18 protein-coding genes are annotated in these 24,114 nt (G+C 36.0%); 9 read left to right on the top strand and 9 right to left on the bottom strand.

Annotated elements, in window-relative coordinates:
* Nucleotides 1-11 precede the first annotated feature (11 nt).
* The 3 genes from BMS_RS01300 to BMS_RS01290 all read right to left on the bottom strand — a co-directional run bounded on the left by BMS_RS01300 (nt 12) and on the right by BMS_RS01290 (nt 6,500).
* The gene (locus BMS_RS01300; RefSeq protein ID WP_014242980.1) at nt 12-722 is read right to left on the bottom strand and encodes an outer membrane beta-barrel domain-containing protein; all 711 of its coding nucleotides are present in this window, start codon (nt 720-722) and stop codon (nt 12-14) included.
* A gap of 97 nt (nt 723-819) precedes the next feature.
* Nucleotides 820-4,140, bottom strand: a complete 3,321-nt coding sequence (locus tag BMS_RS01295) for a UvrD-helicase domain-containing protein (RefSeq protein WP_014242979.1) — start codon at nt 4,138-4,140, stop codon at nt 820-822.
* Nucleotides 4,140-6,500 carry a PD-(D/E)XK nuclease family protein gene (locus BMS_RS01290; RefSeq protein ID WP_044557158.1) on the bottom strand — a complete coding sequence of 787 codons (2,361 nt, stop codon included), beginning with the start codon at nt 6,498-6,500 and terminating at the stop codon, nt 4,140-4,142. The genes BMS_RS01295 and BMS_RS01290 overlap by 1 nt, the downstream gene beginning before the upstream one ends.
* An 81-nt stretch (nt 6,501-6,581) precedes the next feature.
* Between BMS_RS01290 and BMS_RS01285 the strand changes: the two genes are divergently transcribed.
* Complete coding sequence (locus BMS_RS01285; protein ID WP_014242977.1) at nt 6,582-7,427, top strand: Hsp33 family molecular chaperone HslO; 846 nt, start codon at nt 6,582-6,584, stop codon at nt 7,425-7,427.
* On the opposite strand, the gene BMS_RS01280 is transcribed toward BMS_RS01285, so the two are convergent.
* Together BMS_RS01280 and BMS_RS01275 are read right to left on the bottom strand one after the other, a co-directional pair.
* Nucleotides 7,424-8,452 (bottom strand): hypothetical protein, encoded by a 1,029-nt coding sequence (locus BMS_RS01280; RefSeq protein WP_014242976.1) that lies wholly within the window; start codon nt 8,450-8,452, stop codon nt 7,424-7,426. The two genes, BMS_RS01285 and BMS_RS01280, sit on opposite strands and share 4 nt — an antisense overlap.
* On the bottom strand, nt 8,436-8,873 hold the full coding sequence (locus BMS_RS01275; protein WP_044557157.1) for a hypothetical protein: 438 nt from the start codon (nt 8,871-8,873) through the stop codon (nt 8,436-8,438). The genes BMS_RS01280 and BMS_RS01275 overlap by 17 nt, the downstream gene beginning before the upstream one ends.
* Nucleotides 8,874-9,109: 236 nt before the next feature.
* Here BMS_RS01275 and BMS_RS01270 point away from each other — a divergent pair, with 236 nt between their 5' ends.
* From BMS_RS01270 to BMS_RS01255, 4 genes are read left to right on the top strand one after another with little or no spacing between them, the layout of a single operon-like run.
* Entirely contained in the window at nt 9,110-11,125 is a 2,016-nt protein-coding gene (locus BMS_RS01270; RefSeq protein ID WP_014242974.1) for a heterodisulfide reductase-related iron-sulfur binding cluster, read from the top strand.
* Complete coding sequence (locus BMS_RS01265) at nt 11,073-13,061, top strand: hypothetical protein (protein ID WP_157868208.1); 1,989 nt, start codon at nt 11,073-11,075, stop codon at nt 13,059-13,061. Before BMS_RS01270 ends, BMS_RS01265 begins: the two co-directional genes overlap by 53 nt.
* Nucleotides 13,048-14,115 carry a hypothetical protein gene (locus BMS_RS01260; RefSeq protein WP_014242972.1) on the top strand — a complete coding sequence of 356 codons (1,068 nt, stop codon included), beginning with the start codon at nt 13,048-13,050 and terminating at the stop codon, nt 14,113-14,115. Before BMS_RS01265 ends, BMS_RS01260 begins: the two co-directional genes overlap by 14 nt.
* Nucleotides 14,115-15,071 carry a hypothetical protein gene (locus BMS_RS01255; RefSeq protein WP_044557155.1) on the top strand — a complete coding sequence of 319 codons (957 nt, stop codon included), beginning with the start codon at nt 14,115-14,117 and terminating at the stop codon, nt 15,069-15,071. The genes BMS_RS01260 and BMS_RS01255 overlap by 1 nt, the downstream gene beginning before the upstream one ends.
* Here the strand turns inward: BMS_RS01255 and BMS_RS01250 are convergent.
* Nucleotides 15,068-15,823 carry a hypothetical protein gene (locus tag BMS_RS01250; RefSeq protein WP_014242970.1) on the bottom strand — a complete coding sequence of 252 codons (756 nt, stop codon included), beginning with the start codon at nt 15,821-15,823 and terminating at the stop codon, nt 15,068-15,070. The genes BMS_RS01255 and BMS_RS01250 overlap by 4 nt on opposite strands.
* 180 nt (nt 15,824-16,003) lie before the next feature.
* Here BMS_RS01250 and BMS_RS01245 point away from each other — a divergent pair, with 180 nt between their 5' ends.
* Entirely contained in the window at nt 16,004-18,670 is a 2,667-nt protein-coding gene (locus BMS_RS01245) for a valine--tRNA ligase (protein ID WP_014242969.1), read from the top strand.
* On the opposite strand, the gene BMS_RS01240 is transcribed toward BMS_RS01245, so the two are convergent.
* From BMS_RS01240 to BMS_RS16565, 3 genes are read right to left on the bottom strand one after another with little or no spacing between them, the layout of a single operon-like run.
* Nucleotides 18,665-19,645, bottom strand: coding sequence for a glycosyltransferase family 9 protein (locus BMS_RS01240; protein WP_014242968.1), 981 nt, complete (start codon nt 19,643-19,645; stop codon nt 18,665-18,667). The two genes, BMS_RS01245 and BMS_RS01240, sit on opposite strands and share 6 nt — an antisense overlap.
* Entirely contained in the window at nt 19,642-20,361 is a 720-nt protein-coding gene (locus BMS_RS01235; protein WP_044557153.1) for an EI24 domain-containing protein, read from the bottom strand. Before BMS_RS01235 ends, BMS_RS01240 begins: the two co-directional genes overlap by 4 nt.
* Nucleotides 20,358-20,780 carry a DUF309 domain-containing protein gene (locus tag BMS_RS16565; RefSeq protein WP_014242966.1) on the bottom strand — a complete coding sequence of 141 codons (423 nt, stop codon included), beginning with the start codon at nt 20,778-20,780 and terminating at the stop codon, nt 20,358-20,360. The genes BMS_RS01235 and BMS_RS16565 overlap by 4 nt, the downstream gene beginning before the upstream one ends.
* A 104-nt stretch (nt 20,781-20,884) precedes the next feature.
* On the opposite strand from BMS_RS16565, the gene hisC reads away from it, so the two are divergent.
* From hisC to BMS_RS01215, 3 genes are read left to right on the top strand one after another with little or no spacing between them, the layout of a single operon-like run.
* Nucleotides 20,885-22,024, top strand: coding sequence for a histidinol-phosphate transaminase (hisC, locus tag BMS_RS01225; protein ID WP_014242965.1), 1,140 nt, complete (start codon nt 20,885-20,887; stop codon nt 22,022-22,024).
* Complete coding sequence (locus BMS_RS01220; protein ID WP_014242964.1) at nt 22,021-23,034, top strand: fumarylacetoacetate hydrolase family protein; 1,014 nt, start codon at nt 22,021-22,023, stop codon at nt 23,032-23,034. Before hisC ends, BMS_RS01220 begins: the two co-directional genes overlap by 4 nt.
* Nucleotides 23,021-24,109: a homogentisate 1,2-dioxygenase gene (locus BMS_RS01215; RefSeq protein ID WP_014242963.1), complete on the top strand. Its 1,089-nt coding sequence runs from the start codon at nt 23,021-23,023 to the stop codon at nt 24,107-24,109. Before BMS_RS01220 ends, BMS_RS01215 begins: the two co-directional genes overlap by 14 nt.
* Nucleotides 24,110-24,114 lie beyond the last annotated feature (5 nt).

Raw genomic sequence — 24,114 nt, 5'->3', positions numbered from 1 at the left:
TTCATCCTTATTTAGAAAGTTATACCTAAAGCCACTGTCAGATCATAATTACTATAAAGAATTTCTTCAGCGCCAACAGTTTTCGCTTCCATCGCTTTGTAGTTAACAGAAGTAAGGTCAATTCTTATATCCCAACGTTCAGTGATATAGAACTTAGCTCCAATGTCCCACATAAGACCAGTATGAGATTCAGTAGTAAGTGAAGTATCTCCACCACTAGAAGTAATTTCATTTCTATTATTTGTCTCTTCTAATTTTGCAAAACCAATTCCAAGAATCCAATCCATGTAAATGATTTTATTAAATGTATTTATCTTGTTATAGAAAGGTGACCATAAGAACATCGCTCCCATGTAGTTATCGACAATTCTTCTAAATGGAAATGAACCTGGTCCACCAGGGTTTCGAACTGATGTTGCAGTAGAATTTTCTTCTCCGCTATTTTTAGAGTATAGAAACTCAACACCAAATTCTTCTTTTATAAAGTATCCAACACGGCCTTGAAATGCTTTTGCATCTACGAATGCACCTGAGGTCGTAAATCCAAAACCTCCTGTGGCATGGAGTCTTCCGGCCTTTCTAAATTTTCGATTTTGTAATACGAAAACCTCTTTATCTGGATCAAGCCATGAAAAATCATAAGCATCACCTTCTGCTGCGTATGATTGAAATGAAAATAAAGAAGTAACTAGTAAAAAAGAGAATACTATGAATTTATTCATACAATGCGCGTCCTGCTAAATTAAAATCGGGGCTCCTGCCCTTCTATATTCATGCACTTATTCTATCATATGAGAGGAGTTCAAAAAACCATGCCACCTAAGGGTGGCATAAATTTCCAAATGTACATTGATCACAATGAGATTGATTAATTAGGTCAGGTTTAGATGTCTTTACCCATTCCTGATGAAGAGATTCCTTTAGTTGCGAATGGGATATATCGATTTCAACATTTTCACCCATATCAACAAAAGATAAAACAAGTTTAACACTTTGATCTTTATACTCAGGATACAGTGTTTGGTAGGCATAAGCGTAGGATTTTAATTGGAACCAATACGGTACTTCTTTGCTCTCTTCTCTGTTTCCTGTTTTAAAGTCCCAAATTTCCAGACCTTTACCAGAGTCATTTGGTATGAGAACGAGGTCAGGCGTTCCAGAAATCATTTGTCCAAAGAAAGGAAACTTAATCATCTCTTCTGAGACAAATTTAAAATCAACTTCTTTTTCTTTTAGTTTTGAGACTGCCCAGTTAAACGAGTTCAAGTCTCTCTTCACTCCTCTATCAATAAATGATGCCGGAGCAATCCAATTTCTTTTAATGGCAAAGCTTAGCGCTTCATGTATCTCTGTTCCTCTTTGAGCACTCGAAACAATAACACCGCCCTCTTCTATACTTTCAGATTTCTTAACACCGCTAAAGACGGAATCTTTTCCAGTTATTTCGTTTACATCTTCTTCGTTAAACTTACATACATTTAATAGATAAAACTTTCGTGGGCACTGAGAGAGTGTCGCTAGCCTAGTGACAGAAAGTTCAGATATAACTCCCAGCTCTCTTACCGACTCAACCGATGGAGAAGATATTCCCAAACTATCCATATGAAATAAAGGCGCCTTTAATTTTACAAATTGAACATCTAGCTCCTCAAGACTTCTTTGTTCACTCTTTATGGCCTCCATAAAGTCGATCTTATTTATTAAGTCCTCTTCCTGCCACTTTCTAAGACCACAGATCCAACTATTCTTTGAAGATTCAAGAGGCTTTCCATCAAAAGATAAATCGGCCCAATAAAGATTCTTCTGGGCCCTTGTAGCTGCAACATAGAAAAGTCTTTTAGATTCAGCAAAGCCCTTCTTCTTATTTAGTAAGTTTTCATAAATTAGAATAGGTGTTGAATAACCGCTTTTTTGTCTTGAGCTTTTCTTCCACTTAAAACTCCAAGGGAGCTTTCCAAAGAAGTTTAAGTCTGGAACTGTGTGACCATTATTGTGTATTCCACCAAGAAATACATTTTCAAACTCTAGTCCTTTAGAAGCGTGGGCCGTCATTATTTGAACTCTTTTTGAATCTTTCCCATACTCAAAGTCAATCGAGTAACGTATTGAAGAATAACCTAGTAGCTTCACTTGGATAAATTCAATACTATCACCACACATTTCACATAGCTCTTTAACAATTTGTCCATTATTCGTATGGTTAGAATTTAAAACGCCCACAGCATGGCAAAACTTTAAAAAACTATTATAGACTCCAAGTGTTTTAATATCTTCACAAAATTGTAAGATAAAACTCTCCAGACTTTGAGTCCTTGCTATACCAAGTAATGAGAAGAAGCCACCTAGGTAAAACTCTAAATTATTTAAACTCACTCTATCACGACTAGAGAGAAGATAATCAATTAAGCTTCTAAATATCGAAAGGATTGGATCTTCACCTAATGGAACTTTCACCTGTGCAGTAAAGCCAATATCCTCTTTAATTAGCTCATTAATTAAATACTTTGAAGGTGATAAATTTTTATACAGAATACAGATATTTTCATCTGTGCTATCGAGTATATCTTTGATCTGATCTATAAAAATACTGGATTCAAAAATTGAAAAATCATCTGATTTAGGCTTTTCATCATCTTTATAAAACTCCTTCACATCAAACTTAGTAGAGATTATTTTTCCAAAGTTTTCACTATCTCTTTCAAATGGAAATTTCTGGTAATCTACAGGTACACTGTGAGAGTCGACTCCCTCAAAGTTAAGACCTACTTTAAATAAGTAATCAAAGACATAATTGTTAAAGTCAATAATTCCAGCCTTGGAGCGATAATTATTTGATAACTTTAGAGTCGTTGGTGTCTTATCCATACATTCTTTAAAGACACCTAGCTCTCCCCCTCTAAAGCCGTATATGGCCTGTTTCATATCACCGACAGTAAAGAGCTTATTAAAGTCTCCATCTATAATATTTGAGAGCATCTCAAATTGGATTTCAGATGTGTCTTGAAATTCATCCACTATGAAGTACTTATAATTTGAGGCAATACTCTCTCGATTTTCTTTATCTTCAAGACTTAAAGACACGTAGTACTCTAAATCCGAAAAAGTCACCCCCGGAATATCTCTATAATGATCCTCAATATAATTAAAAATTAAGAATATTGAATCCCACCACTTCTTCAATTCTCCCTCTCGAGAATTTAGAGACTCCATAATATCTTCCGAATATTTCTTTATGAATGTTCTATATTCTTTTACGAGATTGAAGTGATCTTCTAGATCAGGCGTTTTAATCTTCTTACCTGGAGCAGTAAGCCTCGATATTCCATCAAACATGGAAATGACTTCTTCAAAATCAGAACTCTCCCACTTTGCTTTTTCTCGGTGCTTTCTTTGAATTGTTGACATCGCAACGAACCACGGCTTATCGGAAAACTCACTATAGGCAACCAGATCAATTGGACTCTTCCAAATTTCATCTACTCCCAATAAACTCCATATCTTTGGCCATGCTTCTTTTACTTCAGCGTCAAATGAGTCAAAGTCCAATCTCTTCCACATTAACCTAATTTCAGGGGAGCCAAATACACTTAACATAGAGTTTATAATTTGATTTGAATTTAGAGAGATTATCTTTCGAAACTCTTCACTTGGAATTTCTTCAATATGATTTTCAAACCATCTTTCGTATAGCTTACTGATCTTTTCTCTATACTCACTTTCTGAAATAATTGCGACACTAGAAGATAGACCCGGAATTAGACCTTGCCCGATTAATTTATAGCAAAAGCCATGAATTGTACTAATTGTCATAAAATCAATAGCATTTTTCACTACGACCCAGTATTCAATATCGCTCTCTACATATTCAATTTGAGCTTCAACACGATGAATAAGTCGCTCATAAATTTCTCCGGCAGCCTTCTTAGTAAATGTCATTAAGACAATTTTTGAAAAATATGACTGAATACTTAGCTCAAACTCTAATAGATCATCTTTCTTATTTTCACTAATAAACTTCGAAGCAAGATAAATAACATGTTCAACTAAAACAAAAGTTTTTCCTGAACCAGCACCAGCACTAAGGAGAACTCCCCCAGTATGCTCTATTGCTAATTTCTGCTCATCATTAGGTGCTCTCATTACATCGACCCTCTATTGCATAAATTTCCAACAGAGCAAAAGGTACACACATCATCCTTTTGCGGAATTGCTGGCCATGAGCTCTGTTCTCTAAGTTCAGCTACTAACTTCTCTTCAAAATCTCGATACTCAGAGAACCATCCCAAGGTATCATCTAATGAACTCTTCCTCTTTGAAAGAGGAAAACCTACCTTGCTCATAAAGTCTTCTGCCAACTCTGCTCCACCTTTTAAAATTAAGCACTCATCTAAGTCAGATAGATTTACATATCCCCAAAAGAGAACTTTGCTCACATCTCCACCAAAGTGGTTTAAATAAAATGGTAATTGAATCTTTGAAAACTTCTCTATTTCAGATTTATTTGCGACACTCGCCTTTGATCTCTTAAAGTCTAAGATAGCGAACATATCTTGATACTTAATTAAACAATCTATTTTTCCTGCAACATTTCCTTCACTTGAAAGAGACACCTCAAAAGCAACTTCACTTCCAGGTAATTCATCAAGTATATGCAGAATATATTTAATTCCATTTTCACTATAGTTACTAATTTCGTAGAGCGAGATTTTCTCTTTTACAGAGTTTAAACTCTTTCTATTCTTCAGGGTGTATTCAAGAAATACCTCTTGAACTGTCTCCTTAAGGATTTGAGCATCCCAAGACTTTATTTTCTCAAAATACTTTTCAATAACTTCATGCTCTAGAGTTCCTATTTCATTTGGTTTCAGATCTGAAGAATTCATTACTTCTATCTCTTTTCTATCCATGTAAGAGTAATAAAACTTTCTTGGACAATCTAGGAATGTTTGAACTTTACTGGCTGATATCCTTTCCCCAAAATGCACTTCATCTACTTCAAGAATATCTTTCTTTACTAGTTCTCCATCTTCCAAAGTATTTAACTCTTCAAACTCGACACCTCTAAAGAATTCACTCCAACTTCTATCCCCTTCAACATATCCTTCTTGGAGACAAAAGGTTGGGTTTAAATCAATGATTATTTCCCTAAACTTTTCCCTTACAATCAAAAACTCTAATTCCGGTCTCTGAATTGGGCCTAGTGAAGAAAGGAACTTCATAATATCTTCTTGATATTTACTTCCACCCTTCTTTACTCCTTGATAAGAATCATTCAATAAGAAGATTGTTTTCTCATTCACTAAAGATTCCAAGTCATTGAGACCACTGATCGTACTTTGAGCTTCGCCTTCGTTGATTGGAATAAAATAATCTCTTGGTAAATTCAATTGAAGAATTTCTCTAAAAACTTGTAGGTCATAGAATTTTATTGTTTCGTTATCGTCGGACAACTCTCTATAGTCCCTAATAATATCTAATAAGAGTTTATAAATTTTTAAAAGTCTGAAATCTTTCTTGGCAATATCTTGAGATAAAATACTCTTTGACTCTCCCTCAAGCTCTTCAACCAACTCATCTACTGAGACTCCATTGCCTATAAATCTTTCAACTTGATCCATCACTCTCTTAGAGTAAGCATTGAAGAGATCTGCACCCGCCCTAAACTGTGTGCTTCCGTGACTTATTTCAAGGCAAGAATCAACACTTACCTTTTTCTCTCCTAGAACTATTTGAGAAAAGTCTTCTTTTGAAAGTATGGACTTAAGTTTTTGAGACAGCCTCTTCTTCGCAAAAGTATAACTTGCAACCTTTGCTTTAAAGTCGTTAACTTCCTCATTCAAATCGGCGGCTTCAAACCAACGAATCCAATCTGTTGATCGCGTTTGTTTAAATACTTCTTTTGAAAATGGTATATAGACAGTATTTCTAATGCCTAGGGCATTTATTAAATCAATCTGTCCTGAGTTTACGTGATTAAAGCCCCAGAAGAGATATTTCTTCTCACTCTCCTCTTCAATTCCTAATTTCAAATGATGAGTGAGAATTTCATTGGCCTTATGTTCGTCAACAATTCCCAACTGTTCAAAGTACATCCAATAGACTGGAAGACTTTTTTGAATGGCCTCATCATAGAAAGGAAGAACTTCCTTAATCATTTCAAAATCAAGAGTGTAGCCTCTAAGTTCTGTAAATAAATTAAAACTGTCGAAAAATGAGTCCGCAGGATAATTCTCAAGACCCTTCTTCCAAATAGTGGCCATCTCCCCTAAGAGATCAGCTTTTCTTCTAAGAGAAATGTCTGGATCAACTTTTTGAAGTAGATCATTTGAAAATTTTGAAATCGTTATTACTTCTACAGCATTTGGGTCAGTCATTTTTGAGCGCAGTGAATCCGCTGCCGCAGGATGAGGACAAATAATAACTAACTTATTATTAGATTTCTCAATGAAGTCTAAGTTATATATTTCTGTAGATTTCTCATATAAATAAACGCTAAGCACAAGAATTTCCCCATGACACAACTTGTCTCGTTATGTTAAAGATTTCAGAGTCAATCATATCAAAAAAAGGTTAAAAGCATAATGTTAGATGAAAGCCGCCTCTACAGTTTTTTAGATAGAGAAAATAACTTCACAGTTCATTTCCTTGATGGTCAGAAACTCATTCATGACCTTGCAATTATTCACGATGTTAAGGCCAAGGGATTCGCTTATTTTAGAGACTCCATTCTCACTGCACAAAATCTGATCTCTTTATTGAAAGCAGGTGAAGGAATGGGACTCTTTATTGATTCAATTGACCCATATTTTAAATTGAAAATAGAGATGAATTTTGCAGGAAGAATGAGAACACTTCTTATGCCTGAAGAGTTCAATACTTTTCCAAAGAAAATTACTGGAACATGTAGACTCTCTAAAGTTTTTCCAAACAACCCTACTCCATATACTTCTGTAATTGAGCTAAATGACATTGATTTTCATCAAGTTGTTAATAAGATACTTCAAGACTCTTACCAATTAAAAGCAGACATTCATATTAGTGAGGAGTCTGATCAAAGTGTCATGGTACAGCAGTTACCAAAAGCGAATATTGATAAAGAAGAAGCAGTTGTTACACAACTGTCTCCGAAAGAGTATTGGCTTAAGAACCAAAAGCATATTCAAGATCTGTTTTCCAAGTCGACTACTAAGCAAGAGGATATCCAATCTCACTTTGAAGCACTTGGTTTTACATATTTAGGAAGTAAGTTAGTTGAGTTTAAGTGTAACTGCTCGAGAGAGAGAATGGTTCAATCAATTGCCTCTCTCTGCAACTCATCAGGTCTCAATGAAATCTTTGAAAATAAGAATGAATTAGAGGCAAAATGTGATTACTGCAAAACATATTACCTCATTACAAAAGATGAGATTAGTAATTTAAACTCTTAAAGGTTAATCAAATCCAGAGGAACTTTCTTTTCCTCTGGAGACCAAAGAAAACGCTTAAAAATATCACTCTCTTCATAAAGTCCACAAAAATTCTCTGCACCCGCTCCATCTGCAAGAACCGGAGACATTAGAGAGTTTCTCTTATAAAGAACATAGCTTCCTTTCTGATCAAACCTCTCCCATTGCTTTCCTCTTCTTGGCAATTCAATATTTCTACCACCAGAACCTGTTAGTACAACAAGAGTATCGTTTGAATTATTCGCTTCAGCGAGGAAGTAGTTATAAAGCTTTTCTAAACTATTAACTCTATCTCTTAAGCCCTCAACATCTTTTCTAACTATCGCATTTTCGATACTAAAGTCTCTAATAATAAGAAGGCTTCGCACTGAATTCTTTTGTAAGTTTTTAGAAATCTCAACAGCATTATTGTAAAGACTCGCATAACAAATTCCGGCCCTACAACTTCTATCATATAGAACTTCACCATCAGTAAAGTTCATCTCCTCTTGAAAGTGGAACCTCTTAGCAGACTGATTTGAAGTATCTGTCATCTTCCACAAGCTCATAGACTTAGGTATTTCATTTCTTGTCGAATTGCACTTCCAAGCATTTAATAATGATTGCTTATCATTAACTCCATTCTCAAGAGCACTCACTTTAAATCCAATGCTTTTAAAGTATGACCACATTGGTTTATTTTCATAATCACTACATTGACCAGTGATATTCTTTGTACCAAATGACTGGGCCAAGAAACCAGACTTAGAGTCCGGTCTTAATTGATATAAATTAAAGTTCCAAATCTTTCCCATGCAAAGAGACTTTTCAAATGAAGTCTTCTCTTCCACGACACTTCTTGTAAATTTAGAAAGTGCGAAGTGCTCCTCAGTGACGCCAGCTGCTTGAATCCAAATAATTCTCTTTGGTTTTGAATTAAAACTATGTGTTTTAAGTCCTATGGTTTCAACTTTAGAACAAGAAGCGAGTAAAAAAATTAATGAAAGTATATTAATGTTCTTGAACATTCTTTTCCTCAAATAAGTATATTGCGAGAGCAAATGAAATAATTGTTATAATATTTATTATAGCTGAACTTTCCAAAAACCCCGAAAGCAACAGCGGCCAGGAAAAAAAGACTCCCGCTAAATTGCGCTTCAAAAATAAAATAATTAAAGCAGCGAATGGAAATATGTAAATCATCTCCACATGATTAGACATAGTGAAAAATATAACCATAAAGAGTAAAGGCAATTTTTTTAGTGCCCTTCTCTTCTGTCTCAGAGTATTTTCGTTCAATTGAGATTCAATCATTGGATAGACTAAACAAGCAATATAGCCTCCAAGCGCCGTGACTGAGAGATTAACTTTTAGGTTTAAAGCTAAAGGTAGAGATGGCGTCAAAAAGAAGAGCATTAAGCTCAAATACTCAAATAACTTAGTCGTCATTTTCAGCTCTCTTCTCATTCGAAGCAGGGCGAAAAAGACAGGTAGTATTAAATTAATACTTAAGTAATGGGACTCTAAGATGAATTTAATCAAAATTTCTTTCCTAAGCAGAGAGATATCGACGTAAATAGGCTATGTGCCTAAAATTTCTCATTCAATTATTACCCTAAATCAACTATTCTATTAAGGAAACTGAAAAGAAAATTGATTAGCTTAATCACTCTAGGAGAAGAGTTATGGATGCAACTATGGCAACGCGCGAAATTATGTGGAACATACCGCCGTCATTCAAAGTGGCGATGTATGTTTTATTTTTTGCAAGTCTCGCCTACATGGCCTATGGATTTCATGGAAAGATCATGTTTATCACTGCTGGCGAAGGTATTAAGGGACTAAAGAAATTACTTCCAGAAAAACTAAACTGGGGAGCATTTTTTAAAACAGCTCTATTAACAGGGAAAGTACCTAGATCTAAAGATGTTAAAATCTTTCATGGTCTTATCTTCTGGGGATTCTTCATCCTATGGATTGCAACAGACCTTGTTGCCATTCACTACGATACTCCTTTTAAAATCTTCAAGGGACCACTTTATATTGTTGTCTCATTTGCTGCCGACTTCGCAGGACTTATGGTTCTTGCAGGGATCGCCATGGCATTTAAGAGAAGATATATCAACAAGCCAGACTACCTACAGGCAACAAAACCAAAGCAAGAACTCTTCATGTATGGAATGCTTACTTCTTTAGTAGTCATTGGATATCTTATTGAAGGTATTAGAATTCTTGGTACAGGTATGCCAGAGGGAGAAAGAACTTGGGCCCCAATCGGATGGTGTCTAGCGAGTCTCTTTCAAACATTCAATATGGGTGATGGAACTTTGGCTACAATCTATAGAGTCCTTTGGTTCTTTCACATGGCCAACACAATGGCCTTTGTAGCAAGTATTGGTCATTCAAAATTTGCACATATTTTTATGCTTCCTTTTCAAGCACTCATTACACCTCAAAGAAGAGGGGCCGTATTACAACCTATGGATTTTGAAGACGAAAATGCTGAAACATTTGGTCTTGGAAAACTATCAGAGCTAACTTCTAAGAATAGAATTGACCTCCTTACATGTGTAGAGTGTGGTAGATGTACTAATGTTTGCCCTGCTCTAAATGCAGGAAAGAATCTAAATCCAAAGACTATCATCACAAAAGCTAGAGACTTCGTTTTTGAAGTTGAAGCTAAAGGTGAAAAAGACGCTGATATTTGGGAAAATCCTCTTTATGCCTCTAATGAACTTGATGCTTGTACAACTTGTGGTGCTTGTATGGAAGAGTGTCCGGCAAATATTGAACACGTTAATATCATTATGGAAGCGAAGAGATATAAAACTCTTACTCTAGGAGATATCCCTCCAGCCGCTGCTGATGCTGTAAATAAGGTTAGAGTAAACGGGAACCCTTGGGGGATCACTCAAGATGATCGTTTCAAGTGGGCCGATGGAATGGATGTTCCAGTAATTGAAGCAGGTAAAAAGGTTGATTACCTTTACTATGTTGGTTGTGCAGGCTCTTATGATGCCAATAACCAAAAAGTTGTTCAAGATACTGTTAAGCTTCTCACTAAAGCAGGTGTTAGCTTTGCCGTTATGGGGAAAACAGAAAAGTGTAATGGTGATCCGATCAGAAGATTTGGTGATGAGTACACATTCTATGAAATTGCCATTGAAAATATCGCAAATATGAACCAATACGACTTTGGAAAAGTAGTTACTCACTGTCCTCACTGTCTCCACACTATCGGTAAAGAGTATGGAAAGTTCGAAGATGGACAATTTGAAACCGTTCACCACACTGAATTACTGGCAGAATTGATCAGAAGTGGTAAACTAAAACCAGAGAAAAAGCTCAATGAAGAGCTTACATTCCACGACCCTTGCTATCTCGGTCGTCACCATGGTGAATACAACGCTCCAAGAGAAATCTTAAAGGCCTCAGGAGCTAGTATTAAAGAAATGGAGATGAACAAAGATAAGGCCATGTGCTGTGGAATGGGCGGTGGAAATATGTGGTATGAACTTCCAGAGGGAGTTCACCTTGCAGAAAAGAGGCTTGAGCAAATTGGTGAAACAAAAGCTCCTAAATTAGCAACAGCTTGTTCTTACTGTATGATTAATTTCCACTCATCAAAGAATGAGAAAACTAATACCGATGAAGTTGAAATCGAAGACGTTGCCTCAGTATTGGCAAAAACAATTCTCTAAAATTACTTTGTGCCTGGGGCTACTGCTCCAGGCATATATATTTCCAAGTTATTCACAAGAAAATCTAAAGCCAAAAATTGAAACAACTCCAGGGATAATTGAGTCCTTACTTGAAATTATTGAGATTGAGAAGAATCAATATTCGGCGCTCATTAAAGAAGCTGAAGAAAAGAGCCTACTCATTACAGATGAGAACCAAGTAAAAGAGCTAAAGCTAGATCCTTTCTTTGTTAAGTCTCTCCTACTCAATAGTGAGAATAAATATTTAAATTTTTTAAAAGATCAAAAAGATGAGTGTCAACTGATCTCACTTTTTCAGAATAACCTCATAAAAACATCAAGAGGGCTCGTTAATAGAGTTATCGTAAATTATAGAGATGAAAATAATAATAGAGAAAGAGCCTTATTAACTCGAAGTAATTTTCTTGAACTCTACTTTAAAAAGAAATGTATTAACAATAAAGAGCTTGGAAAATTATTTGAAAATCAATCCCTCGCTCAAACAATGAAAAATATTTCTTTTCCGACTCCAACAACAGATCAGCAATGCCAGCAAATTCTAAACGATTGGCAAAAGAATCCAAATACACCATTTCTTTGTGGTATCCACGAAACAATTAGCCGTGGAGAGAAAGCACAAAATATCCTTCCAGCTCTTAGCTCAGTTCAAAGAAGACGAAGATCTGTTCTTCAGGCGAGAGTAAGTACAGCTCAAAGACTAGTGCCTTTAGTGCCGTACTTTCAGAGAACTTATTTAAAGAACCTCTGTGAAAATATTGATAACAAGAAAAACTTTTGTGATAAATACTTAGCAAAAGATATTTGGTCTCAAATCGCGACCGGTGAAAAGCCAGATTATCTTCTTAAGTATAAATGCCGAAATGCTCTTGGAAAGGATCAAGTCACAAAGAATGATCTAAAAAAATGTGCCTTAAAATTTAAAAATGAATCACCATATTGTCTAACAAATGGTAGCAAGGGACATCCATCTCTCTTTCCCCTAGAGAGCTGTAATGAAATTTCAAACTCATTAAATAATGCCCAACTAGTCACCAAGTATCATGATTGCCCAGGGTCTGTAGACAATGAAGGTATTGTAAATGCTCATCGTATAATTAGTCACTTTAAGAAAGATGAATATGCTTCTAGTGAGTTTACTTGCGCAACAGAATCAAATCTAACTTTTGCCAACTTAAATATAAATGCAAACAATGCTAAGGGATGGCCGCTTAAAATTTGTTTTAAAAACTTAGCGACAGATCTAAAGGAATGTCATCCTTATGTTCCTGGGGCATCTGAGAACTCTGAACTCTCAGAGGATTTTGTCATCGCTAAAATTCTTAAGAAAGTAGAGAGAACTCCTTTTGAGGTAAGCTGTAAGCTTGTAAACTCTAGAATATATAACCCTAATCGCCTCGGTTATAAAACAGGATGTCACATTGTTTACAATCCTAGCAATTGTACATCTATTCACTGTCCTAAAGAGATTTACTATGAGACAAAAATAATTGATTACCTTAAGTATGAGGGTCAAGTTCTCTATGACTACTTCCCAACGTCTTTTTCAAATGAAAAGTATGCAACTTCAAATTTGATTAATGACACCCTAAAAAAAGAGTCGAAAGTTCTAAGAAATCTTACGGCAATTAAGTTCTTCTTCTCCAACACAAAAGATGGAATTGTACATGGGATAGGTTGCGCTGAAGATCTCTATCCACAATCTTTTATGAGGCATTCTCTCAATGAGTGCAGACCTCTTCCTTTCATTATAGATGGTGTTATAGAAAAAAGTGATCAAGTAAGCCTTGTATTTAGAGGAGCGATTTCAGATCTTCACACTCCCAAGAATATTTCCTGGAATATGGTATTTAACGCTGTAGCAAATTATAAAGAACTTCACCCTCTTGAAACTTGGACGTTGTATGGAATTAGGTAGGTTTATTTTTATTCTCCTCACTTTATGCCTATCAACTCGAGCAGAGATCACTCTACCAGAGATAGCAACAAAGCAAGCGACAAACAATCTTCGCTTCATCTCCGAGGATGGAAAGTTTTCATACTATCAAAGACGATCTGGGAGTTTACTTCTTTCAACCAATTACAATGTAGAGGAAGTCTTAAAAGGAAAAGAAGGTACTCAATACTCTATTCGATCTTCAGAAGCTCAAAAGAAACAACTTATTGAGCAAAATGAGAGCTTTCATACATATATGAGTGTTAGAAAATTAAATAAGATTTACGTAGCTCCATACGGAGGAAAGAAAGTAAAGCTTATCGGAGAAGGTGTCGACTCTAGACTACATTTAAATGATAGCTGGGCCTCATTCTTTAACCCATACAAATCAACTCTTACATTTATAAACCTAAACTCTATTGCTACAAAGTTTGAAATAAACCTACAAAACTCGAAAAATCCTTACTTTATTCCACAAAGGGTTATGTTAGATGAGAAGAGAATACTCTTTTCTAATTTAAACAACTCTGCTGTAGCAGGTCTCATTGAGTTCAATAGAGCGAGTGGAAAATCAAATCTCATTCTAAAAGCAGAAAATGAACTTAATCGATATGAACTTTGCTCAGCTGGAGATTCTATTTACCTCGGAACTTTTGGAATAAGAAAGGATTCCCAGTACTCTTCCATCACTCAGTACTCTAGAAGTAATTTTCAAGTATCTAAAGGAAAAATCCTCTATGATTCTAAGGATAATGATAGAGGTTCAATTATTTGTAATGCCTCTAGTGAATTAGTTTATTTTATTAAATCGATTAAAGATGGACGAGAAGTAGCTCACTTTGAAGCAGCTTCACTCAATACGACATCGAAAGAAGTTAAAGTTTTAAGTAGCTTCAGGGCAGTTAGCTCCCTTATCAATATGGATGGAAAGCTCATAATTCCTCAGCACGGAAAATTCTATTTATTAAATGCGACAAAAGAAAATAATAATAACGACTCAATACTTAATCAGAGCATGAAGCAGGATAAGCAGTGATGATGAAATCTTTAATCGCACTTATATTTATTTTCAATATCAATGCAGTTGATTTCAGAGATGCCTATAAGGGAAAAATCAATTTAAGTGTTAAAGACATGCCCACTGAGTACAAGATACTTATTGAATCGATAAATCACTACCCTCTTAGCAAAGAAGATAAAGATGACCTTCTCTCTAATATTGTAATGAGCGATGCTTTCTTTACTAAAATTCCGAAAAATGATCTCTTCCTGCTCACGAAAATGGAGATCTATAAGGCGGTCCTCTCTTATCACAACTCTGAAAATATTAAGTCTATTCGAGTTAACCAACCCATCATTAATGAATTAATGAAAAAAGCGAATACTGCAAAAGACGAGCTAAATCCGTTTGCAAGCTGGATCCTTAGAGCAGTCATAAAAGATCTTCAATCAATTATAAAATATAAATACTACCAGACTTACCTTACGCAGAAAGCGCAGAGTAAGAAGCTAAAGAATATCGAATTATTAAAACTCGACAAGAAGATAACTCTACTTAGTCCTTGGATTAGTCTCTTCAACTTATCGACGAGCGAAGAAATTAACTTGGCCCTTAGACCATTGCACTTTAGAATTATTAGGAGACTAGCTTTTCTTTCCAAGACAATCTATCAAACTTCTAGCTTTGATAAAATGCCTCCAATGAAGGAGTTGAATCAACTCTCCCTCTTTAAATATAGTAGAGAGCTAACCAATAGAGAGTCAACGTTACAAAAGATTGATGATGTTATAGGGAATATTGAAATTTTTCCAAGTAAAGGAAGTAGCACCAATATTTCAGACTTACCTAACCCATCTAACGACTGGATACCAAAAGATGATATGCAGTCGCTTAAAATTAAAAAGGGTGACCTTTTTCCAGAGCCAGATCCAAACTACAAAAAGCCTGAGAGCCTTCCAGAGCCAGTCAATGATTGGTTACTAGATATTTAAAAGATCCACTTAATTAATAGCTTTAGATTATTCTCTACTGGACCACCTTCTATTCCATATTTTCTATTCCAGTATTGGTATTCAACACCAAGATAAGCAATATCTGCATAGCCATACATTTTACCTACATCGTAGGCCAATTGCTGAGCCGTGTGCCAGTGAGATTCTTTATATGAATTATCTGATCGATTCCCTTCATCTCCAATTACAATATCAATATAAGCACTGTAATAAAGAGACAATCTATCTGAGATGTCTAAAGGCAGATTATAGGCTATTGTTGATTGAAAACTCACTCCCTCAGCATCTAAATTATCTCTCACATAGAAATTTACTTGAAAGAACTTAAAGAGAGGAATATTGAGATCTGTTCCAAGACCAATTAATCTTGCTCTTGAAGCAACTCCACTCTTACCATGCTCAAATGTAGTACTGAGCAAGACATCTTTAAAAAATCCCTCATCGTTATAGAAACCAAAGATTTTTCCAAAACTAAGCCTAGGGGCCCATTCGCCATAAATCGCCGTTTTACTTGAGTCATTTGAAGACTGAGGATCTGTGACATCAAACCAAAAGAAGTTGTCCCCATACTTCCATCCTCCAGCATGTTCAAAGGAGTACTCAACTCTATTATTGTCTCCTAACTGAAAACTGGAACCATTTAAATAACTCAACGATGTCCTAGACCACTCATAAGCACCTACTGAAGACATAAAGAAACACACTATCAAAACTCTTAATTGATTGCTCACACTCTCCCCTTAATTAAAGAATTCTTATATAGTAATCAATCTCTGGACGCGGGGCCTCTCGCACAGCACAATCAATTTTAAATTTATCAGTTTTTAAGCCCTGTAAGATTTCTCTAAGGCAGCTCTTATGTTATAGTTTCAGCATTTTTAAAGTGAATTTACCAATCAGGAAGTTACATTATGACTAGTGGAGAAATGAATAATATATCTACGACTTATTCACCAAATGAGGTTGAGAATAAGTGGTATAAAATGTGGGAAGATGGGAAATACTTTAGACCAAGACCTGGAAAAACCGGTGAGAGCTACTGTATTATTATGCCCCCTCCAAATGTGACTGGTAGACTTCACGCAGGACACGCACTAGACGTAACAAATCAAGATACATTAATTAGATGGAAGAGAATGAAAGGCTTTGAAGCCCTATGGCTTCCAGGAATGGACCACGCAGGTATTGCCACTCAGTCGGTTGTTGAAAAACAAGTTCAGGCAGAAGAGGGAAAGACAAGACACGATTTTTCTAGAGAAGAGTTTCTTGAAAAAATTTGGAAATGGAAAGAAGAGTACGGTGGGATTATAGCTCAACAACAAAAAACAATGGGTGCTTCTCCCGATTGGGACTACTCAATGTTTACGATGGACCCTGAAGCAAACGAAGCCGTGAGAAAAGTTTTCGTCATGCTATACAATGAGGGTCTAATCTATCAATCAGATTACATCATTAACTGGGACACTGTTTTACAATCTGCAATTTCAGATGCCGAGGTAGAGCACAAAGAAGTTAGTGGTGCCTTCTATCATATTCTTTATAGTGTAAAAGATAGTGACATTAAGTTAGAGATTGCAACAACTAGACCGGAGACTCTTCTTGGGGATACTGCAGTTGCAGTTAACCCAAATGATGAAAGATTCTCACACCTAATTGGAAAAAAGGCCATCGTTCCAATTTGCAATAGAGAAGTCCCTATCGTTGGTGACGAGCACGTTGATATTGAAATGGGAACAGGTTGCTTAAAAGTAACTCCAGGCCATGACTTCAATGACTTTGATATTGGAAAGAGACATAACTTAGAGATTATAAATATTCTCAATAAAGATGGTACCCTTGCAGAGATTACAGGTGAATTCGCAGGGCTTACTACAAAAGTAGCAAGAAAGAAGGTAGTCGAGAAATTAAAAGAGATCGGTGCCTATGTTAAAGAAAAAGAACATACGCACCAAGTTGGTCACGGTGATAGATCTAAATCAGTCATTGAGCCTATGGTTTCAAAGCAGTGGTTTCTAAATGTTCAAGACATGTCCAAGCAAGCCCTTGAGTGTGTTGAGAATGGAGAAACTAATTTCTTTCCAAAACAATGGGAGAATACATACTTCTCTTGGTTGAGAGAGCCTAAGAATTGGTGTCTATCTAGACAATTGTGGTGGGGTCACCAGATTCCTGTGTTTAATTGTTCTGACTGTTCACACCAATGGGCAAGTGAAGTTGATGAAACGAAATGTTCAAAGTGTAGTAGCGAAAATGTCACTCAAGACCCTGACGTATTAGATACTTGGTTCTCATCAGGATTATGGCCAATGTCTACATTAGGCTGGCCAAACCCAGAGAGAATGAAAGAGAGAGGTTACGATAAGTTCTTCCCTACAACATGCTTAGTTACAGGCTTTGATATTATCTTTTTCTGGGTAGCTAGAATGATGATGATGTCTCTTAAAGTTACGGGAGAAAAACCATTTAGCGATATCTATATACACGCCCTCGTTAGGGATAAGCTTGGAAGAAAGATGAGTAAGTCATTAGGCAATGGGCTTGATCCTCTAGAGACTGTTGAAGAGTACGGAGCCGATGCTTTTAGATTTACTCTTGCTGCTGGTTCTGGTTATAACAGAGGTTTAAATCTAGACCCTGAGAGAATTGCAGGATACAGAAATTTTATTAATAAGATTTGGAATGCCTTTAGATTTATTTCACCATTCTTAGAGAAAGGAGATATCACGCTCCCTAAGAATCTAGATCAGCAAGAAAAATGGATAATTTCAGAGTTAAATGAAGTGACGAAGGTCATGAATGACTCGATGGAAGAATATAGATTTGATGATTCTTGTGCTGCAATTTATGCATTTGTTTACGATAAGTTCTGCTCATGGTTTATAGAGCTTTCTAAAAATATTCTTCACGGTGAAGACCAGGAAGCGGCCCAGAGAAGATCAACTGTCCTAAAGTATACATTTAGACAAATTGTAACTCTTCTACACCCAATTACTCCTTTTATTACTGAAGAGCTATGGAGCTATTTAAAAGATAGTGAAGAGGACCTCTTAATCATTCAAGAGTATCCAGAGTACAGTGATGAATTAAACTTTGAAAGTGACCAAGACTTAATGAATAAGTTTATTGAGGTTATCACTTCTCTTAGAAACTTGAGATCATCTCTAAACTTAAAACCAAAAGAAGAAATAAGTGCATCTCTCTTTAGTGATCACAAAGAATTAAGAGATTTCTTTGAAGCAAATGTTAATGGATTTTCTGACCTTGCAAGAGTTAAAGAGCTTAAGGTTCAAGATAAGAGCTCTCAAAAGCCGGCCAAGTCTGTGATGAAGGCCACTACTCATACAGAGGTTTTCATTCCACTAGATGGCTCAATTGATCTTACGGAACAGATTCAAAAGCTTGAAAAAGACTTAGCGAAAACTCAAAAAGAGCTAGATAAACTTGATAAGAAGTTATCCAATGAAAAATTTATCTCTAATGCAAAAGAAGAAGTTATCGCAAAAGTAAAAGAAGAACATGCTGAATTGCTTGAAAAGAAAAGCTCAATTACTGAGAACCTAGAAAACTTCAAATCATAATTTCATAACGTCATGGATGAGGTCCTGAACTTCATCCATGACTCTTATCTCTTTTCTCTTTCCATTTTTATATATTTCAACAACATCATCTTGCTCAGTAATAATTAAGTCTTCAATATTTGAAAAATAATTAGAATTTATCTGAGTATAGTCATCGTTACAAAAGAGGAATGCTCGTTTTTCATAGAAAATACATGCGTGTGCTAAGTATTTATCGTCTGTCACAATGTATTCAGACTTCTTTATAAGGTCCGGAAGAAAAGATAGCCCTTCAACTTCACCTTGAATAATTAATTCAACCTTTAACTCTGGATGTCCTTTAAACTCCTGCCACTGAGCTAAATTCTTCATATCCCAAATAACAACAATTCCTCTATCCATTAGTAGTAGAAACTCTTTCCAAAGCTCAAAATTCTTAGTGCTATTTTTCAATAGGAAGAAATGTGGCCTAGTATCTTCAAAGAGCTGATGAACATTGCTCTCTTGCTCTTCTTCACCATCTTCAATTTCTGGAAGCCTGTAAAAGAAATCATCTATTTCTACATCTAAAATTGAATTTAAATAATTTATAGCAATAAGATCTAGAGGAGTTCTATTTGGAGCAACACCCATTTTCTTATTAAAAAGAAATTTCTTTGCTCCTAACTCCTCTCCCACTCTCGTCTTTGCTCTAAAGCAAAATCCTGTTAATGCGCCCTTAAGATCAAATGAGAAATCGAAGAAGAAGTCTATATTGAAAACATCTTTAACATTAACTGCAAATTTATGAATACCTGCAATTGTATTTAAGCTCTCCGGCAGTGGGTAAATTCTTATTTTAAAGGGAAGTAACTCGAGAACCTCTTCTAGGCCCTTATCTACTACAACATTAATTTCTGCTTCAGGGTAGAACTCATTGAGTTTTAGAAAGAAGGGAAAGAGACACATAATATCATCTCTATTCCTTGGACATTGTACTAGAAATTTCGTTTTCAAATGATCTTCCCATTCTCTTTAGAATAAAAGAGTACCGAGTAATAAATAACTGCAAATGGAAGAACAAAGAGATTGATCACTGGGATTGAAAATAAGGCCATAAAAGCACATCCCGTTACTAAATACGTTAAGAAAGACTTTCTAATATTTGTAACACAGTCTCCAAATGTTAGCTCCTTTCTAGACCACGCGTAATCCAAGAAAGATACAGCGAGTAAGAGAGCCGAGATAGCAAAGGAAATAGGTGGGAAGAATAGCCCTATGAAGAAAGAGAGAATGGATAAGAAAATAATTAATAATATTTTCTTCGATTCATTCTTTAATACACTTAGAACACGCTTAAAAAACTTCTCCGAATTAAAGTCCTGAGGAACTTGTCCTAGTAAGGCCTTTTCTACTCTACCCGAGATAATGTCATTAAATGGGGAAGCAACAATTGAAACAAAGAGCACAAAAGTCCAGCTAACTAAGAAGTAAAGTATTACTGATAACACTGCTGTAAATAGCCATGAGATATACTTTAACATCTCACTACTACTAATCTGTTTTTTTACAAGTTCATTACCCCACTCAAGAAGGTCTTGGTAGAAGTACGAACCTAGATAATAGTAAGCAATGACTCCAACACACACAGGTATACAAGATAAGAGAAAAACGACTTTATCTCTCTTTAAAATCTCAAATGATTTACTAATAGCTTTAACGGCCCTTTTCATAACTTGTCCCAATGGTTTGGATTTTTAAATTTGAAACTATATAATTCATTATAGTCTTCAATCTTACTTTTTTCTGGAATTTTTCTAATAATTTTTTTGAATTTTTCCCAGCTTAAATACTTATATAATAGCTCGGTCTCAACATTCTTCTTCTCACAGATTTCTAACTTTCTCTTTGCCTTTCGAATCATTCCCTCTGCACCATTCAAGTTATCATCAAGGTAGTGGTACAGTGAGGTGGCAACTTGAATAACAACCCAATAAACGTAGCGCGCATCGTCACCATAGTCTGCAAGCCATAGGTCTTCCACCTCTTCATGGCACTCCCAGAACTTCTCTTCATTATAAAGGGATATTCCTGTTTTCAGTAACTTAAGATGTTCTTCAGTGAATTGACCGTAATAGTATTTTGATGTCATTGAACCATTATAAAAAGCCCGGACTTTTGTTACAAGTTGAATTTCATACACACAAAAGGCCTCAGAAATGATAGAAAACTATATACAAAAAATAAGGAGTTCTCATGGAAAAGTTGGCGCGAACGCTGGTTCCTGAATATTTGAAAGACTTAAAAGTTTATCAGGCAGGAAAGCCTATTGATGAAGTGGCCAGAGAAAAAGGCCTCACTAAAATTTCAAAACTGGCCAGTAATGAAAACCCACTTGGACCGTCTCCTTACGCCATTAAAGAAATGACTGGTGGTTTATGGGATCTACACCGCTACCCTGATATGCATGCCTTCCAGCTTAAGAAGTCACTTTGTGGCCTCTATAGTTTAGAGCCTGGAAATATTATTTTAGGAAATGGTAGTGAAGGGATCATGGCCTATATTGCGAGAGCTTTTCTACAACCTGGTGACGAAGTTTTAACTTGTGAAAACACATTCATTGGTTTCTATATCTTAGCAAGAAGTGTTGGGGCCAACTTAAAGAAAGTGCCTCTTACTAGTGATTATAGATTTGACGTTGAGGCCCTAGCGAAGTCAATTACAAGTAAGACGAAGGCAATTTATATAGCAAATCCAAATAATCCAACAGGAACCTATATCACAAAGAAAGAATTTGATTATCTAATGGAATACGTTCCAGATCACGTCATCGTTCTCCTGGACGAAGCCTACTTTGAATTTGCTAAAGACTGTGATGATTATCCAGACTCAATGGATTACCGCTATGATAATGTCATTACCCTTAGAACTTTCTCTAAGGCCTATGGACTCTCTGGAATTAGAGTTGGGTATGGTTTTGCGCATGATGAGCTAATTTCAAATCTTAGTAAGGTTAAGTTGCCCTTTGAACCGAATCTTATTGGACAACTTGGAGCCAAAGGAGCCCTCAACGACACTCCTCATCTAAGTAGAACTCTTAAGAATAATAAGAAGAGATATAATGAAACTTTTGATTTCTTAACAAAGCATGACTTCAACCCTATTAAGTCCATTACAAATTTTATAACTTATAAAACTGGATCACTTGAAGCCAGCGAGTGGATGTTTGAAAATTTATTAAATGAAGGTGTTATCATTCGCCCATTAAAAGCAAATGAAATGCCTGAGTATGTTCGTGTTTCACTTGGAAATAAAGAAGAAATGCAACACTACTTCGAGGCCATGGTGAAGATCCTACCTAAGTATAATGATTTATTCGGGAGACCTACAAAATGAAAATTTGTCACTACAGAAATAACCTCGTTCCAGGTGGAAGTACAAGACTAGGAATCCTTGATGAAAACGAAGGTATTATCATTGATCCGAATTTTGTTTGGGCCTGTGATTATGAAAGAGAAGGAAAGTATAATCCTTACGAAAGGGCCAATAGAACTCTCCCAAGTTCACTCTTTAGTGTTCTTAATCTATGTGATGACCCTCTAGACTCTCTTCAAGATAGCTATGGACTCTTTCAGTTTTTAAAATTAGTTGGAGACTTAAAGACAAGAAATGGTACTCCTACATTTTATAAATTAGACGATGAAAGTATTTCACTTACAAAGCCCCTAGATAAAATTGCAACATATAGAGACTTCTATGCTCACGAAAAACATGTTGCAAAAGGTTTTGAGAAAAGAAACGAACCTATTCCAGAAGCTTGGTATGAAATTCCTGCATACTACAAAGGATCGACTCACGGTTTTATTGGACCAGAAGAAGAAGTACTATGGCCTGGCTACACTAATATCTTAGACTATGAACTAGAACTAGGAATGGTGGTAGGAAAAGAGGGTATCAATATAAAAGAAGAAGATGCCCTTAAACATATCTTTGGCTTCACTATTCTCAATGATATCTCCGCTAGGGATATTCAAAAGAAAGAGATGGCCATCAGACTAGGACCTGCAAAAGGAAAAGATTTCTGCTCTATCATTGGACCAGTAATTACAACTATAGATGAATTTGATGGAATTGAACCAGACCTACTTATGACTGCCAAAATTAATGGCGAGGAATGGTCTAGAGGACAGTCTGGAGATTCTCACTTCTCATTCGCGCAAATGATCACTCATGTTTCACAAGATGAGTGGGTCCTACCTGGAGATCTCTTTGGCTCGGGAACTGTGGGAACAGGATGCGGCCTAGAGATTGATAAATGGATTCAACCAGGTGATGAGATTGAATTATTTGTTGAGGGAATCGGAACACTAAAGAATAAGATAGGATCAAAGAATGGAAAGTTTTAAATCTAGCGGAACATTTTCTAAACAGGCGCACGTAAAAATTCCAGAAGGCCTCTACGAAGAAGAGCACGGAAGAAAGGGATTCTTTGGTAGAGTAAGTCAAATCTATCATCAAAACCCTCCTGTAAATTGGACAAATATTGAAGGTGATTTAAAACCAAGATGCCAAAAGCCTATGTTCGGCGATCATCTTAAAGCGAATTACTTTCAACCCGTTCTTTTTAATAATGATGTGACAATAAATATTGCTCGCTATACTGAGAGCTTCGAGTGCTTTTTTAGAAATGCCGACTTTGATGAATTATATTTCATTCATCAGGGAGAAGGACGCTTTGAAACAATCTATGGACACCTAAGTTATAAGAAAGGTGACTATATTACGATTCCAAGAGGTACCACTTACAAGCTCTTTATTGACAATGAGACAAAGATTTTCAAAATAGAGTCTCAGTCTGAATTTGAGCAACCTGATAGAGGGATGCTAGGGCCAAATGCTCTTTATGATCAAACTGTTATTGAAACACCTGAGTGTGCTATTGGATCAGAGCAAGATCTCGAAGAGTATAAAGTTGAAGTAAAGAGACTTGGAAATATTACAACAATCACTTATCCATTTAATCCTCTTGATGCAAAAGGATGGAAAGGTTCTGTTTATCCAAGCAAATTATCGATCTATGATATTTGCCCGGTCATGTCTCATCGCTATCACATTCCACCATCGGGACATACTACATTTGTATGCAGAAACTTTGTCGTATGCTCATTTGTGGAAAGACCGCTAGAAGATTCAAAGCATGGGGTTTTACGAGTTCCATTCTACCATTCAAATATAGACTACGATGAAGTTCTCTTCTATCACCAAGGGGATTTCTTCAGCAGGGACAATATAGACGCTGGAGCACTTACGTTTCATCCACAGGGGATTCATCACGGACCTCATCCAAAGGCCTTTAATAGTGTAGATGAAAAAACTCACACTGATGAATTTGCAGTGATGGTTGATACAAGGTTTCCACTAGCTCCTACGACTTGGTTTGTGGAAAATGAAGTGAAAGATTATTGGAAAAGTTGGATGTAAAAAGG

It is taken from the genome of Halobacteriovorax marinus SJ (assembly GCF_000210915.2).
Taxonomy (GTDB): domain Bacteria; phylum Bdellovibrionota; class Bacteriovoracia; order Bacteriovoracales; family Bacteriovoracaceae; genus Halobacteriovorax; species Halobacteriovorax marinus.
Note: the sequence above shows the minus strand (reverse complement) of the source record. Positions and strands in the feature narration are given on the sequence as shown.

What these genes read in the sequence shown, in the direction of transcription:
- BMS_RS01255 (WP_044557155.1), top strand. Translation starts at nt 14,115, where the DNA reads ATGATGAAATCTTTAATCGCACTTATATTTATTTTCAATATCAATGCA.
- BMS_RS01245 (WP_014242969.1), top strand. Translation starts at nt 16,004, where the DNA reads ATGACTAGTGGAGAAATGAATAATATATCTACGACTTATTCACCAAAT.
- BMS_RS01285 (WP_014242977.1), top strand. Translation starts at nt 6,582, where the DNA reads ATGTTAGATGAAAGCCGCCTCTACAGTTTTTTAGATAGAGAAAATAAC.
- BMS_RS01295 (WP_014242979.1), bottom strand. Translation starts at nt 4,140, where the DNA reads ATGAGAGCACCTAATGATGAGCAGAAATTAGCAATAGAGCATACTGGG.
- BMS_RS01265 (WP_157868208.1), top strand. Translation starts at nt 11,073, where the DNA reads ATGAAGTTGAAATCGAAGACGTTGCCTCAGTATTGGCAAAAACAATTC.
- BMS_RS01220 (WP_014242964.1), top strand. Translation starts at nt 22,021, where the DNA reads ATGAAAATTTGTCACTACAGAAATAACCTCGTTCCAGGTGGAAGTACA.
- BMS_RS01300 (WP_014242980.1), bottom strand. Translation starts at nt 722, where the DNA reads ATGAATAAATTCATAGTATTCTCTTTTTTACTAGTTACTTCTTTATTT.
- BMS_RS01235 (WP_044557153.1), bottom strand. Translation starts at nt 20,361, where the DNA reads ATGAAAAGGGCCGTTAAAGCTATTAGTAAATCATTTGAGATTTTAAAG.
- BMS_RS01260 (WP_014242972.1), top strand. Translation starts at nt 13,048, where the DNA reads ATGGAATTAGGTAGGTTTATTTTTATTCTCCTCACTTTATGCCTATCA.
- hisC (WP_014242965.1), top strand. Translation starts at nt 20,885, where the DNA reads ATGGAAAAGTTGGCGCGAACGCTGGTTCCTGAATATTTGAAAGACTTA.
- BMS_RS16565 (WP_014242966.1), bottom strand. Translation starts at nt 20,780, where the DNA reads ATGACATCAAAATACTATTACGGTCAATTCACTGAAGAACATCTTAAG.
- BMS_RS01215 (WP_014242963.1), top strand. Translation starts at nt 23,021, where the DNA reads ATGGAAAGTTTTAAATCTAGCGGAACATTTTCTAAACAGGCGCACGTA.
- BMS_RS01270 (WP_014242974.1), top strand. Translation starts at nt 9,110, where the DNA reads ATGGATGCAACTATGGCAACGCGCGAAATTATGTGGAACATACCGCCG.
- BMS_RS01275 (WP_044557157.1), bottom strand. Translation starts at nt 8,873, where the DNA reads ATGACGACTAAGTTATTTGAGTATTTGAGCTTAATGCTCTTCTTTTTG.
- BMS_RS01280 (WP_014242976.1), bottom strand. Translation starts at nt 8,452, where the DNA reads ATGTTCAAGAACATTAATATACTTTCATTAATTTTTTTACTCGCTTCT.